At 67.5% G+C, this 14,393-nt stretch carries 11 protein-coding genes, 1 pseudogene and 1 riboswitch; of the genes and pseudogenes, 9 read left to right on the top strand and 3 right to left on the bottom strand.

What is annotated here, in order from left to right; all coding sequences use genetic code 11:
* Window positions 1-10 precede the first annotated feature (10 nt).
* From gnd to Q9R22_RS02900, 5 genes and pseudogenes are all read left to right on the top strand, one after another.
* A complete protein-coding gene (gene gnd / locus Q9R22_RS02920) occupies window positions 11-949 on the top strand; it encodes a phosphogluconate dehydrogenase (NAD(+)-dependent, decarboxylating) (RefSeq protein WP_085107337.1) in 939 nt (312 codons plus the stop codon).
* Window positions 950-1,813: 864 nt separating this feature from the next.
* Window positions 1,814-1,999: riboswitch (cyclic di-AMP (ydaO/yuaA leader) on the top strand.
* 6 nt (window positions 2,000-2,005) lie between these two features.
* Window positions 2,006-2,647 (top strand): C40 family peptidase, encoded by a 642-nt coding sequence (locus tag Q9R22_RS02915; protein ID WP_085107335.1) that lies wholly within the window; start codon window positions 2,006-2,008, stop codon window positions 2,645-2,647.
* 318 nt (window positions 2,648-2,965) lie between these two features.
* Window positions 2,966-3,637, top strand: coding sequence for a DUF305 domain-containing protein (locus tag Q9R22_RS02910; protein ID WP_311254026.1), 672 nt, complete (start codon window positions 2,966-2,968; stop codon window positions 3,635-3,637).
* A gap of 555 nt (window positions 3,638-4,192) precedes the next feature.
* A pseudogene (locus Q9R22_RS02905) lies at window positions 4,193-4,914 on the top strand (response regulator).
* A 65-nt stretch (window positions 4,915-4,979) separates the two neighbouring features.
* A complete protein-coding gene (locus Q9R22_RS02900; protein ID WP_085107402.1) occupies window positions 4,980-6,059 on the top strand; it encodes a cell wall metabolism sensor histidine kinase WalK in 1,080 nt (359 codons plus the stop codon).
* A gap of 110 nt (window positions 6,060-6,169) precedes the next feature.
* Here the strand turns inward: Q9R22_RS02900 and Q9R22_RS02895 are convergent, their stop codons facing one another.
* Window positions 6,170-7,381 (bottom strand): heparan-alpha-glucosaminide N-acetyltransferase domain-containing protein, encoded by a 1,212-nt coding sequence (locus Q9R22_RS02895; RefSeq protein WP_311254025.1) that lies wholly within the window; start codon window positions 7,379-7,381, stop codon window positions 6,170-6,172.
* Window positions 7,382-7,925: 544 nt separating this feature from the next.
* A complete protein-coding gene (locus Q9R22_RS02890; protein ID WP_311254024.1) occupies window positions 7,926-8,516 on the bottom strand; it encodes a recombinase family protein in 591 nt (196 codons plus the stop codon).
* Between the two features lie 251 nt (window positions 8,517-8,767).
* Between Q9R22_RS02890 and Q9R22_RS02885 the strand changes: the two genes are divergently transcribed.
* Window positions 8,768-9,244, top strand: a complete 477-nt coding sequence (locus Q9R22_RS02885) for a hypothetical protein (protein WP_085107322.1) — start codon at window positions 8,768-8,770, stop codon at window positions 9,242-9,244.
* Between the two features lie 137 nt (window positions 9,245-9,381).
* The gene (locus tag Q9R22_RS02880; RefSeq protein ID WP_311254023.1) at window positions 9,382-10,707 is read left to right on the top strand and encodes an ISL3 family transposase; all 1,326 of its coding nucleotides are present in this window, start codon (window positions 9,382-9,384) and stop codon (window positions 10,705-10,707) included.
* Between the two features lie 159 nt (window positions 10,708-10,866).
* Here Q9R22_RS02880 and Q9R22_RS02875 read toward each other — a convergent pair whose 3' ends face one another.
* On the bottom strand, window positions 10,867-11,487 hold the full coding sequence (locus Q9R22_RS02875) for a TlpA disulfide reductase family protein (RefSeq protein ID WP_085107316.1): 621 nt from the start codon (window positions 11,485-11,487) through the stop codon (window positions 10,867-10,869).
* Between the two features lie 844 nt (window positions 11,488-12,331).
* Here Q9R22_RS02875 and Q9R22_RS02870 point away from each other — a divergent pair.
* Window positions 12,332-12,709, top strand: coding sequence for a BlaI/MecI/CopY family transcriptional regulator (locus Q9R22_RS02870; protein ID WP_085107314.1), 378 nt, complete (start codon window positions 12,332-12,334; stop codon window positions 12,707-12,709).
* 8 nt (window positions 12,710-12,717) lie between these two features.
* Window positions 12,718-13,671 (top strand): M56 family metallopeptidase, encoded by a 954-nt coding sequence (locus tag Q9R22_RS02865; RefSeq protein WP_222119041.1) that lies wholly within the window; start codon window positions 12,718-12,720, stop codon window positions 13,669-13,671.
* Window positions 13,672-14,393 lie beyond the last annotated feature (722 nt).

The raw sequence follows: 14,393 nt of genomic DNA, 5'->3' as shown, positions 1-14,393 counted from the left end.
GGAGCACACCATGCAGGTGGGACTGGTAGGACTGGGCAAGATGGGCGGCAACATGGGTGAGCGGCTGCGCGAGGCCGGCCACACAGTGGTCGGCTACGACACCGACCCGGAGCTCTCCGACTCCGAGAGCCTCACCGCCATGGTGGAGCAGATCGGCACCCCGCCCCGGGTCGTGTGGGTCATGGTGCCGGACACGGCGGTGGACACCGTGATCGACGAGCTGGCCGGCGTGCTGGGCGAGGGCGACGTGATCATCGACGGCGGCAACTCCCGGTGGATCCACGACGCCCCCCGCGCCCGGAGACTGGCCGAACGGGGCATCGAGTACCTGGACTGCGGGGTCTCCGGCGGCGTGTGGGGGATCACCCAGGGCTACGCCCTGATGGTCGGCGGGGACGAGGGTACCGTGGCCAAGGCGCAGCCGATCTTCGACTCGCTCAAACCCGCCGGCGAGTTCGGCTTCGTCCACGCCGGTGAGCACGGTGCGGGTCACTTCGCGAAGATGGTCCACAACGGCATCGAGTACGCGATCATGCAGGCCTACGCCGAAGGCTGGGAACTGCTCGAGGCCGCCGGTCACGTCCGCTCGGTGCGGGAGACCTTCAACTCCTGGCGCGAGGGGTCGGTGATCAAGTCCTGGCTGCTGGACCTGGCGGTGAACGCGCTCAACGAGGACGAGCACCTGGACCGGCTCGCCGGCTACGCCGAGGACTCCGGCGAAGGCCGGTGGACGGTGGAGGCCGCCCTGGACCTCGCGGTCCCGGTGCCGGCCATCTCGAGTGCCCTCTTCGCCCGGTTCGCCTCCCGGCAGGACCAGGCCCCGGCGATGAAGATGATCGCGGCGATGCGCAACCAGTTCGGCGGCCACACGGTCCGCGACGTGGCCGCGGGCCCCGAGCACGTCGAGGCCGCACCCGGTGAGGAGCCGGCCCACCCCGCCGAGCAGTAGGTCCGGCCGTCCCCGCCGCCAACGGCTCGGAAGCGGCCACCCTCACCCCTCTGCAAGGCCTGCGCCATGCCGATCCGCACGTTCACCACGGTCGGCACTGCTCCCGCCAAGGGCCGGCCTTGTCGAGGAATGCCTGCGGGGCGAGGGGATCGCGGATCAACAGCCCGTGACCACGATCGAGGCAGCGGTGACGGCACCGCCCGGCGTCCCCAATCGGCCCCGGAATACTGATCGACCCAGCCACGTGGCAGCCGGCAGCCCAGTGGCTCCGCCGCTGACGAATCTGGCCTCACCAACGACAGCGAAGAACCTGGTTATTCGCTCCCCTCACCCGGGCCATTGATCTACCGGTCCGATACATGGACCCGGAGGAATTTGAAGATCTCGTGAAGAAAGCAGCTCTTCTCACCTGGTCGACACCCTGGGATATGAAGATTTCATGAAGGAAACAGCTCACTCCCCCAGGAAATGCTGGGCGGTTTCGTAAAAAATCCGAGAACACCCTTGAGGGACGCTGAAGCTCCCCCGGGGGGTTCACCTCCCCCCGCACCGCGCGCAGGCCGAAGGATTCCACGGGTAGTGAGGGCAGCGGATCCGAGCTCCCACCGCACTCATCGGCGCGATACCGCAGGTCAGAGCCTCCCCGGGTCGGTCCCGATGAGTGGTGGCACGGGGAGGAAAGACAGCTAGCGGCGCCACCCCGCCGGAACGAATGTGCCCCAGGCGTGGTGGGCTACCGGCCGGTTTGCCGGCGACCGCGCGAGGCCGGCGCAAGCCTTTTCCCGGCACCACAGGGAATATGACCTTTTCGTTATCTAGGCGCTAGTGTCCTCTGCGTGCCGTTGGCTGATCTCATCGGCTTCCCCGGGTGCTTCGCCGAATTCTGCCGGCAGCCGGGGACCCCATCACAGAAATGACTTGGCAGAAGCGGGGGAACCATACCCGGTCCGCACCCGGACCTTGGGGTGAAGCCGCCGGAGCTGCAGGCTCGGCGGCCGGGTGCCTCCCACCCGAACCCGACAGCTCACCTCGTAGGCAAAAGGAGGACCCCTATTCATGGCTTTCTTCACGCGTAGCTCTGCCCGCCACCGCGCCCAGACCCCCTCGCACCTGGTGCGCACCACGACCCTGGCCGCCGCTGTCGGCGCGGCGGTGATCGGCTCCGTCGCCCCCGCTCAGGCCTATGCCGAAGCCCCCGCCACGTCCGGCACCGCATACTCGACCCCCGCGACCTCCCCGGCCCCGGCCGCTTCCCAGGCCCCCGTCACCGTGCAGGCGGCGAGCCTGCCGGCCGCTGGGGCGGCCACCTCGAGTCTGTCCCCCCAGTCCTCGGACATTTCCGAGATCTCCGCCACCTCCGCTGCGGCCGGCGGCCTTGTCGGCACCGCGATGCAGGGCGTCGGTACCGGCTACGTCTGGGGCGGCACGGACTTCGGCGCCTGGGACTGCTCCGGTTTCACCCAGTGGGTCTACGCCCAGCAGGGCATCGACCTCCCCCGCACCAGCCAGCAGCAGTGGGCGGCCGGCACCCCGACCACCGACCCGCAGCCCGGCGACCTCGTCGTCCAGAACGGCGGGGCCCACATCGGGATCTACCTCGGTGGCGGCAAGATGATCTCCGCGCTGAACCCCACCCAGGGCACCTTCGTGCACAGCGTGAATGCCATGCCGACGGTCGGCTACGTCACTTTTCGCTGAGCCAACACGCCGCCCGCCACGAATGCCGCTCGTGGCGGGCGGCGAGTGTGCCCCCCACCTGATCAGCATCCAGGATCGGTCGGTCAGAACCTGAGATGCCTGCATCAGGCCACCGCCGGGGAACACCCCGATTCGGCCCCCTGATGGGCCCGCTCTTGAAGGTTCAGTGAAGATCTACCGCCCAGCCCTCCCAGCCCGGAGAAAGCAACCACGGCGGGGCTACCGTGGACGGATCGGCCCGCCTCGACCCGAGGCTGAGCAGAGCAAACACCACGATGTGCAGGCCCAGCACGGGCTGCTGCGAAGGAGAGGTTCGTCATGACGTCGACGATCAAGCACCTGGCCGCCGGGACGGCCCTGGCGCTGGCCCTCAGCGGTGCCGGGGCGACCGCGGCGGTCGCGTCCCCGACGCACCAGCCCTCCTCCGCCTCCGCACAGACGGGCGCTGAGCGGCACATGAACCACGACCGCCATTTCGCCGTGATGATGGTCCCCCACCACCAGGGTGCCACCGACATGGCCGAGCTGGCCCTGCAGAAGTCCGAGCGTCCCGAGATCCGTGACCTGGCGGAGAAGATCATCGAGGCCCAGACCGAGGAGATCCAGCAGCTGGAAGCAGCGGCCCAGCGGCTGGCCGCCGAGAACACCCCGGGACACCACCACGGCCACGGCCACGGGCACGGCCATGGCGGCCATGGCGGCCATGGTCAGAGCATGAATGCCGACATGCAGGGCGCCATGATGGGCGAAATGGACGGCATGGACGGCATGAGCCTGGAAAAGTTGGCGAAACTGTCCGGGGATGATTTCGACAAGGCCTTCCTCGAAGAGATGATCGCCCACCACCAGGTGGCTCTCGAGATGGCCGAGATGGAGCTGCAGATGGGCACCGACCCAGAGCTGCGAGCCATGGCGGAGAAGATGATCGAGGACCAGCAGGCGGAGATCGAGCTCATGCAGGGCTGGTTGGAGGAGTGGTTCGCGGCCTGATCCAGGACCACGAACTGAGCCCCCACCGGCTGGAACGGGCCGACACCGGGACGTCATGATCCCCGTCGACCCGTTCCAGCCAGTCCAGTGCGGTGATCCCCGACGCGGCACCCGATGGGCGCGCGCCCTTCGCACAGTCAGCAGCACCCCAAACGGTCACCGACCAACCGTAGGTTCGCCAGCGCCGCGTCCTCTTGCCTCAGGACACGGACCCCCTCGCCTGGGGTCTTGCTCCTCCAGCGCGCGCACCGTCACCGAGATGGCCGAGACCACCGGAGTCCCCTCGCTCGGTGGTGGTGGCCGGGTCCCGACCGTGTTGCGTCTGTCCGGGCTCGTGAAGGGGCGACACGCGATCTTCTCCGTGCCTGATAACCCTCTCATCCGCCCGGGGCAAGGGATCGTTAGCCACAGCCACCACCGGTTCACCGGTGAGCCCGGCCACGTCGAGTCCACCCCCCCCCTGTTCCGTTCCGGAGGCCTCAGACACGGTCGCCCTGGGACGCTGGGGCTCGCAGCACAGTCTTCATGTCACAGCGATCAGTACCGGGAGGACAGATGACGGATCCGCTCACCGGACGTGTTCTGGTGGTCGACGACGAGGTCGACCTTGCGCAGCTGGTCGCGGACTATCTGCGCAAGGCCGGGCTGGAGGTCGTGATGCGCCACGACGGCACCCAGGCGGTGGCCGCGGTGCGGGAGTACACCCCCAACGTGCTCGTGCTGGATCTGGGGCTACCGGGGATCGGGGGATCGAGGTGTGCCGTCAGGTGCGGACCTTCTCGGACTGCCACGTGCTGATGCTCACCGCCCGGGATGATGAGGTCGACAAGATCGTGGGCCTGTCGGTCGGTGCCGACGACTACGTGACCAAACCGTTCAGCCCGCGCGAACTCGTGGCGCGGGTCCAGGCCATGCTGCGCCGGGCCCGCACGGGAAGTGTTGAATCCACTACAGCCTTACCGCACGGACAGCAGGCACTGGTGATCGGGAAACTGGTGGTGGATGGGGACTCCCGCCAAGTGCACCTGGCCGGGGAACCGGTGGCGTTGACCCGGATCGAGTTCGACCTGCTCCTGTGCCTGGCTGCCCGCCCGCAACTGGTGCTCTCGCGCCGGCAGCTGGTGGAGCTGGTCTGGGACACCACCTGGACCGGGGACGAACACCTGGTGGACGTGCACATCGGACGGATCCGCAAGAAACTCGGCGACGAAGCCACCAGGCCGACATTCATCCACACGATCCGCGGGATCGGCTACCGGATGGGCACCGGGCGATGAGCACCACCGTCTCCGACCGGACCCGGGCCTGGTCTTGGTCCTGGAGCCCGTTGACAATGCGATTGATGCTGGCCCAGACCGCGGTGCTGGCCATCGGGCTGATCATCGTGGTGATCACCGCGGTGCTGGTCGGGCCGAGCATGTTCTATCACGAGCTCGTCGAGACCGGCCACGCCGATGCGGCCACCGGACTGGTGCACCTGGAGGACGCCTTCCGCTCGGTGAGCCTCACCGCCCTGACCATCGGCGGGCTACCGGCGCTCTACATCGCCGGGATGCTCACCTTCTACCTCTACCGCACGATCGGGCGGTCCCTGACCTCCTTCAGCACCGCCGCCCAGGAGGTGGCTGCCGGCAACTACGACGTGCGTGTCACCTCCACCAGCCTGGGCCCGGAATTCGACTCCCTGGCCGGGTCTTTCAACGACATGGCCGCCAGGCTCGACGCCGTGGACACCACCCGGCGCCAGATGCTGGCCGATCTGGCGCACGAGATGCGCACCCCCCTGGCCAGTCTCAAAGGACATCTGGAGGGCATCGAGGACGGAGTGGTCGAGTGGGATGAACGGACCACCGGCATCCTCTACGCCCAGATCGCCCGGCTGGAACGACTGGCCCGCGACATTCGCCACCTCACCGCCGCCGAGGAAGGCATGACCCACCTGCAGCTGACCCTCCAGGACCCGGGCCAGCTGGCAGCCCAGGCGGCCGCGGCCGTCCAGCAAGACGCCGCCGCTCAGAACATCTCAGTGACCGCCATCAACACCGGCATGGAGGTCACACCAGTGCTGGTCGACCGGGAACGGATGGGACAAGTGTTGGGCAACCTGCTGGAGAACGCACTGCGCCACACCCCATCCGGCGGCGCCGTCACCGTGCGCACCGATCACACCCCGGAAGCGGTCACCCTCACCGTCGCCGACACAGGGGAAGGTATCGACCCCCAGCACCTCCCGCACGTCTTCGCACGCTTCTACCGCGCCCACCCCGGCCGGGAAGCCCACCGCGGCGGCTCCGGCCTGGGACTGGCCATCAGCAAATCCCTCGTCGAAGCCCAGGGCGGGACCCTGGAGGCAACCAGCGGCGGACCCGGACGCGGGACCAGCTTCCGGATCCGCCTGCCCCGCCACACACCCCCGGACTGACCCCAGCACTACCACCAGACCGTGCTGTGACGGCGGCGGGCCGTGCCCGCCGCAGAGAGCACGTCTGCTGCGGCGGGCACGGCCCGTCATGTCGTGGCTACCGGCACACCCTATCCGTGGCTGTCCTTGGCCGGCCGGCCCAGCACCAGCCGGCGGGTGCCTTTCACGCTGGTGCTGACCACCTTCTCCAGCGGTCCCTGCCCCAGGCTCCGGTGCCAAGCCACCGCGAACAGCGCCGCCACCGCCAGGTGGACCATGAACCACAGGTAGGGCAGCTCGTAGTGGGCCTCGAAGGACAGTGCCACCAAGTGGACGGTGTAGAGGGTCAAGGTCATCACGCCCATCGCCGACAGCGGCAACAACCATGCCCCGATCTTCGGGCCGATCAGCAGGAAGACGCCCAGCACCGCCAGGCTCACCCCAAGGCTGGCCGCGATCGCCAGCGGGGTGTTGGTGTGCGGGGTGGCGACCGCCAACCACCACACGGTCTCCGTGGGCAACGAGTCCGGCCCCCAGACCAGCACATCCTCCAGCTCGTGCTCGCCCATCGAGGAGGCATCCAGCAGCCGCTGGTAACCACCCAAGGCATAGAGCAGGACATAGGAAGTGGTCTGGGCGAAGATCGCCAGCCCCACGCCCACCACCACCAGTCGAGCCTGAACCTCCGTCTTGCGCAGATTCAACCGCCCCAACCCCAACCCGACCAGCAGATAGGTCATGTACGGCAGGGCCGGATAGGTCCCGGTCAGCCGCAGCTGGGAGGCCGTGGCACCGGGCTGCGTGAGCAGATCCGTGAAAGTGGGGTTGTAGGAGACAAATTCGGGCAACCCATCCTGGAGCCCCTGCATCAGCATCGGAGACACCACCCCGAAAAGCACTGCGGAGATGAACAGGGCCTTCGGGCCTGCGTGCAGGAACGGAATCGCCAGCAGGAAGAACACCCCGTAGTAGATCAGGATGTTGTAGGCGGGCGGATCCTCCGACATCAGCGTCCCGATCCACAACCCCACGATCGCGATCAGCACCGCGCGCACCACCAGACCGATCCGGTCAGCGGTCATCGTCCTACCCTCGTGCGGGTGCCGCCCCCCGGAAGTCAGTGCCAACCCCACCCCTGCCAGCAGAGCGAACAGGGCCGCTGAGTCCCCCGAGAACAGCCGCCACGACCAGCTCGCTTCCCCGGTCTCCTCGTTCCAAGCCGGCAGCAGATGAATGGCCATCAGCCCGATCAGCGCCAGCCCGCGAGCCGCATCGATCCCCACCAACCGGCGCGTGGGCCTTACCACCGCGTCTCCAAGACCCGCCGACAAGTGCCCTCCCATCCTCGCTCCAGTACTCATCATTCCCCCTGTTGACTACAAGGTCCCGGTGCATCCAGGACCGTCTGTTCCCAGGGTGGACACCTCATTTGGAGTCCCCGTCGCGGGATTCTCAAGGTTCCATGAAGACTCCAGAGTCCATGGGCGACGCAGGAGCTCCTCCGTGCGACCGAAGCACGAAACGAGGAAAGGGAAACCCAGCACAGGATCCGCGAGGTAACCCAGGGTCCGCTGGGACCCTTGATCCGAGCCAGGCCACCCCTTCACGTTAAAGACGGGTGCCCCAGCCCTGGGGAGGAATACTGGGGCACCCGAATGTCCGTGCACGAACGGATGAGAACGGGGTGTTCTCACTGGCAAACTATGCCCTCAGTGACCCAGAAAAACAGGACGTAGAGCACCCAGGAGAGCAAGCTTCAGGGAATCTTCATGTCGTCTTGAGGGAAGCTCCACAATCGACTTCACATCCCGTCGTCACCCTTGAACTGCCACAGGATCCGCGTCGATGAGCGACCCACGAACAGCTCCTTCAAGTGCCGAAAGAGTCTTAACTCATGGCGGGCGGGAGCTCTCGGATTCGTCGGTACAGGGTGGCTCGCGACATCCCCATATCCCGGGCTACTTGGGTCGCAGGCTCACCGCCCTGGATCAACCGGAGGGCACTGCGGATCTGGCTGTCTGTGAAGGTTGGACGTCGCCCGCCCAGGTCCTTGCCGGCGGCCCGACGCTTGGCCACCGAGTCGGTGTTCCGCTCCCGCTTGATCTCCAACTCCATTTGGGCAAGGGCGGCCATCACGGTGAACACCATCGAGCCCATTGGGGTGTGGGTATCCACGTCTCCCCCACCCAAGTTCAACACCCGCAACCCGGCGCCTCTCCCCCGCAGCGCTTCGGCGAAGGCCAGCATGTTCTGGGTGGAGCGCCCCAGACGGTCCAGGGTCGTGACGACTAACGTGTCGCCCTCCTCGAGAGCAGCCACGGCCCTGTCGAACTGCGGCCGCGAAGCATGAGCTCCAGACACTCCATGATCGACATAGAGGTCATCGCGACGCACTCCAGCAGCCAGCAGATCAGACACTTGACGGTCCGCATCCTGCAGCCGCGTCGATACGCGCCCGTACCCAATCAACTTACCCACGTCAACCCCAATGTGTCTCGCAACCAACGTCCAGTACACGATTCTAGGCGCACAGATAAAGCACATAGTTGCAAGACTTGCCGGACCGCGGAAACCCGTACAGATCTGGGACCACAAAAATCCACCGACGAGACGTCTCGCATCCCTGCCTTCAGAGACACCAGCAATGAGCCGAGCATGACTCTCCAGTAAATACGTGCAATGGTTGCGATGAAGTTCACTGTTATCGGCTACAAGTCATAGGGGGAACGATGCCGTTCGAGGTGTTCGATAAGAGGATGATTCCGCTGGCCAAGGCGCCGAGCGTGACCATCCAAAAGCGTGGGGTGATCTCACTCAACAAGGCTGCCCACGACCTGATGGACAACGCCGAGACGGTGGAACTTCTCTACGACCGTGATCGCCAGGTCATGGCATTACGCGCCATCGATAATTCCTCTCCGCATGCCTATGCAGTCCGGAACGGCTCCAAGCGCGGGCCCGGGCAGGCAATCATCTCGGCTACCGCGTTCACCGCCCACTACGGCATCGACACCACCGCCACCAGGCGATGGAAGCCGTTCGTGGAGGACGGCATGCTCTGCGTTGACCTCACCACCGGGGGCACCGTAATCACTGGCAACCGCACCAAGCCGATGAATTCGGTGGAGGCTGCAGAACCAGCGGAAGCACTGGTCGACGATGTGACCCCTGACCTGTCCGCCGACGACGACTTCGACCACCCCTGACCCACTCCCCCACCCGGATATCGGGCTCTTCAGAGTTGAGTGTGGGCGCGCCGGTGGTGCGGGGTAGCTGGGGATAGACGTCGAGGTCCTCGATGATGAGCGGACTCTTACCTCTGCTCGCACCAAGGACCTCGACAATGCTTAACCATAGTTGCGTATGCCCTGACGCGCTCGATCGCTGCGACCGATGCGATCTCCTCCTCGACTTCCCCGGCCTCCACCTGGTCTCGGTCACGCAGGCTCCCTCGGGCCTGGTGCTCGAGGTGGAGTCCTGCGTTCCGGTCCAAGGCTGTCCCGGCTGCGGAGTCATCGCTACTGGTCACGGCCGTGTGGTGGTCGAGGTGATTGATGCGCCCTGGGCGGGTCGGCCGGTGCGGGTCCGATGGCGCAAGCGCCGCTGGATCTGTCACGAGGACGTTTGCGCGGTGGTCTCGTTCGTCGAGCAGGACCCGGAGGTCTGTGCGCCGCGCGGTCTGCTGAGCACACGCGCGATCCGGTGGTCCATCGGTCAGCTCCGGCGCGAGGGAGCGACGATCCAGGGCCTGGCCCGGCAGCTCGGCACGACCTGGAACACCCTCTGGACTCAGGTCCGCCCCGTCCTGGCCACGGCCGCTGACGACCCGGTCCGGTTCGAGAACGTGCAGGTCCTGGGCGTGGACGAACACATCTGGCATCACCGCGACCCCCGCCGGCGCGGTCCGAAAGAGCTCACCGGGATGGTCGACCTGACCCGCGGACCCCACCCCACCGCCAGGCTCCTCGACCTCGTCCCCGGCCGATCCGGCAAGGCCTACCGCGACTGGCTGGACGAGCGGGGCGAAGGGTTCCGGAAGCGGGTCGAGATCGCGACGTTGGACCCGTTCCAGGGATACAAGAACGCGATCGATGACCAACTCGAGGACGCCACCTGCGTGCTGGATGCGTTCCACATCGTCAAGCTCGCCGGCGCGGCAGTCGATGACGTCCGCCGCCGGATCCAACAGGAGACCCTCGGCCACCGAGGCCGCAAGGGCGACCCCCTCTACGGCATCCGCCATGTTCTCCGCGCCGGGCGAGAACGCCTCACGTCTCGCCAGCAGACTCGCCTGGAAGCTGCGTTCACGGCCCATCCCGATCACATCGCTGTCGAAGTCGCCTATCGCTGCGCTCAGGACCTTCGGGACGTGTTCCACCAGCCCACGCCTGCACGAGGACGCCAGCTTGCCGAAAAACTCATCGCCTCGCTGACGACCTGCCCGATTCCCGAGATCGCCAGGCTCGGAAAGACCCTGAGACGATGGAAGACCGCGTTCCTGGCCTACTTCGACACCGACGGCGCGAGCAACGGTGGTACCGAGGCCATCAACGGGATCATCGAACTCGGCCGCCGCATCGTCCGCGGCTTCCGCAACTTCGAGCACTACCGCCTCCGCATGCTCCTCATCACCGGTGGACTCGACGCCTCACCCCACACTCAACTCTGAAGAGCCTATCGGGCTCTTCAGAGTTGAGTGTGGGCGCGCCGGTCGAGACGCCCCGGGAACCACCGGCGGTGCTGCCGTCGGGGGTGGACTCGGCCTCGCTGAGGGCGCCCACGCTGGTCTTGCTGCTGCCGAGGCTGTGGTGAGAGGGGTTGCCGGTTCTCATGCCGCCTCGGCCACCGTGTCCTCGAGGAGGGTCTCGAGCACGGAGCGGTCCGCGATCCCGAGGATCCGGGCGGCGACCCGGCCCTCGGCGTCGAGCACCAGCGTGGTGGGCACGGCCTGCGAGGGCACGTACGCGCTCAGGGCCATCAGCACGCCCCCGTCCTTGTCCCGGAAGGAGGGGTAGGGGATCTCGAAGGTGCGCTCGAACGCCTCGGCGGTGGGGCGCTCGTCGCGCAGGTTCACCCCGTAGAACGCGGCCTGCCCGTCGAAGCGCTGGGCGAGCTCCTTGAGGTCCGGGGCCTCCACCCGGCACGGGGCACAGCCCGCGTACCAGAAGTTCAACAGCGCGGGCCTCCCGCGCAGGTCCTCGGCGGAGAGCTCGGTGCCGTCGAAGAGGGTGCCGGTGAACTGCACGGGCTCGCCCCGCTCCCCCGCCGGGTACTCCGAGACGGTGCCGTCCCCGGCGATGTAGCCCTTCTGGTCCCCGGAGTTCGCCTGCTGGGCCAGCGAGTCCTCCTCGGCGCACCCTGTGAGGGCGAGCCCCAGGACCCCGAGGCCGGCCAGCGAGAGGACGCGGCGGCGGGACGGGGCGGCGCAGGGCGTGGGGCGGGAAGTCATGGGCGTTTCACCTGAGGATCGGAATATGTTGGGGCAACGGGGGCGGTGCCGGTCCCTGCCCTGATGGGCAGACAGATCGAGGGGCCTTGGAGCGCACCGTGGCGGGCTGACGATGGATCCGGGGAGGTCACCCAGCCTTGACGGGCCGGGGCCTCGGCACGCTCAGGGCTTGAGGCCACTCCGTTGCCGGAGCTGATCATGCGGCCACGGCCAGGACCGGCTCCGGCGCGATTTCTCCATCGGGCCAGTCGCACCACCACCCATCGAAGTACTATGACGGATAGTAACCGCTCTGGGGGTGGATTTCACCTCCGGTGCACCCCCTGCAGGAGAGCCAGCTCCGCCGATCCCCCGGTCACCGTGCTGGTGGCGTTGTGCGGCGAACCACCGATACCGCAGGCAGCAAAAGGTTTCTTCCTGTGGGGCTCACCGGTGGCCACCTGGATTCTTCACCTCTTCGGTCGTGGCTCTGCTCACGTGGGGGCTACGCCGGACTTGCCGCGCACGACGGCGCCATGGGCCACCGGATCCCACAGCAGGTATCGCCAGCTATCCGACCCCGGGGACGCGAGGCCCACGCGGGCCGGACGGCCTTTCGGGCCCCGATGGGCCCGCGGCCACCTGTGCTGTCTCCGGCGGCGGTCACGACAGAGATGCCGACATGACCTCCCCGGTGGCCTCGGACCACAGGCTGTTGACGCCCTGGTGAACCCCAGAACGTGGGCTTGTGGGGTGAGGAGGGGGAGGGGTACCGGCACCCAGGGCCCGATCCCCGGTGCGGCCCTACTATGGGGCATAGGAATTGTGGGGAAACGGCGGCGCAAGACGTGGGAAGGAGACCTCCGTGCACCATCTGGGACACCTGGAGTCGGCGATCATGGAACGGATGTGGTCGCGGTCCGCGCCGGCCTCCGTCCGGGAGATCCTGGTGGACCTGCAGCGTGATCGAGATCTGGCCTACATGACCGTGAAGACCGTCATGGACACCTTGCATCGCAAGGGTTTGTTGAGCAGGGAGCCCGACGGGCGCGCATTCCGCTACCGACCCACCCAGACGCGTGAGCAGTACACCGCCTCGCACATGGGGGAGGTCCTGGCCAGTGGCAGCGACCGGCGGGCCACCCTGCTGCACTTCCTGGAGCAGATTCCGGCCGAGGACCTCGCGCAGCTGCGCGAGGCATTGGATCAGGCGGCAGGACCCCAGACGGGGACCGCCCAGTGACAGCCCCGGTGCTGCTGATCGCCTTCGCCGTACTGGCCACCCTGGCGGGCCCGCGGCTGGGGCGCAGGGGCTGGGTCGACCGCTCACCCCGGCTGGGAATCCTGGCCTGGCAGGCGCTGACGGTCTCGATCGTGGTGAGTGTGATCCTGACCGGTGTGTCTTTGGCTCTGCCGGTGATGCCGGCCATCGGAGGATTGGCGGACTTCCTGCAGGCCTGCGCGGTGGTGCTGCGCGCCCAGTACTCCACTCCCGGTGGGGCAGCGGTCAGCACGGCAGGAGCAATCCTGGCGTTCGTGCTCGGGGGCCGGGTGCTCTGCTGCCTGAGCTCCGAGGTGATGTCCGCCCGGCGGGAGCAGAGGAAGCATCTAGAGTCCCTGTCGCTGGTCTCCCGCCGTGACCCGGTCACCGGTGTGCTGGTGGTCGACCATGCGGTGCCGGCCGCCTACTGCCTGCCCGGGCGCCGCCGCGACATTGTCTTCACCACCGCAGCCCTGCACGCCCTGGACGCCCAGCAGCGTCAGGCGGTGTTGCGTCATGAGGTGGCGCACCTGCACGGGCGCCACCATCTGGTCCTGGCCGGTGCCCAGGCTTTGGTGCGGGCCTTTCCCCGGATCCCCGTCTTCGCCGTAGCGCGAGCGGAGCTGGGCCGGCTGGTGGAACTCACCGCCGATGACCGGGCAGCCGCCGGCAACGACAGCAGGCTCACCGTGGCCAGTGCCCTGGTGCAACTGGCCGAGGCCAGACACGCTCCGACCTCGGCCCTGGCTGCCAGCGGCACCGCCACACTGATGCGGGTGCGCCGGCTGGCGGCACCGGCCGCCCCGCTGCACCGGGCCCGGGTGGCGCTGACGGTGGCCGCGGCCACCGTCATGCTGGCCCTGCCGGTGGCCGTTGCCGCCACCCCGGCCCTGGCCACGGTCCAAGCACAGACCTGCCCGGTGGAGTTCCCCCCGGGCGGCTGAGCCGCACGGCCGGTCCACCCCCAGCGCAGGGGGCGGGGAACGAGTCGGTGAGGAGAACGCCATGGTCGTGGGGGCGAGGGCGTTGACCTCGGTGTCCACCGCCAGCCACAGCCTGCATCCGTGCGGGTGCTGCCCCTTCACCCCCAGCGCCCGAGCCTCGGTCCTGGAGTGCTGGGCGCGCCGCCGAGGAACCAGCGACCACCGCGGCCACCCGGGTCAGGCCGCTGCCTCCATAGGGAGGATTGCCACGCCGGGTAAGGAGATCAGACGTTTCACGTTCAGCAGAGGCAGCGCAACCGACGACGTGCGTCCTCGCATGGAGCGAGTGGGCTTCACGGCGATGCACGGAGACCGGCAGGTACGGGTCGCTGTGCCCACGGGTGTGCTGCCAGCACACACCAGGACTGGTGTTGGTGCAGGTAGAGGGGGCGGAGAAGGGCGGGACGTTTTGAACTCGGTGTCTCAACACGTCTACTATGTTTCTTAGTATTGTGTGCCTCCCGGCAACCAGGCAGAAGGAGCCCGTCCGTGTTCGCCGCTTCGGTTTCGACGTCGGTCACCGACGGTATCCGCCGTAGGAGCCGTCACCTGTTCCCTGTCATGGGCCGTCCTGTTCCCGGGGCTGGGGTCCAGCCGTGCGGGCATGGCGCGGATCTGCAGGCTAATGCTGGAGGGCACCGGCGGGCAGAGAGCTGAGACCCTCCGCCTCGCAGGCGCCTCAA

Source organism: Kocuria sp. PD6, from assembly GCF_031844145.1.
Lineage (GTDB): Bacteria > Actinomycetota > Actinomycetes > Actinomycetales > Micrococcaceae > Kocuria > Kocuria marina.
The sequence above is the reverse complement of the archived record's forward strand: the minus strand, read 5'-3'. Positions and strand labels throughout refer to the sequence as shown.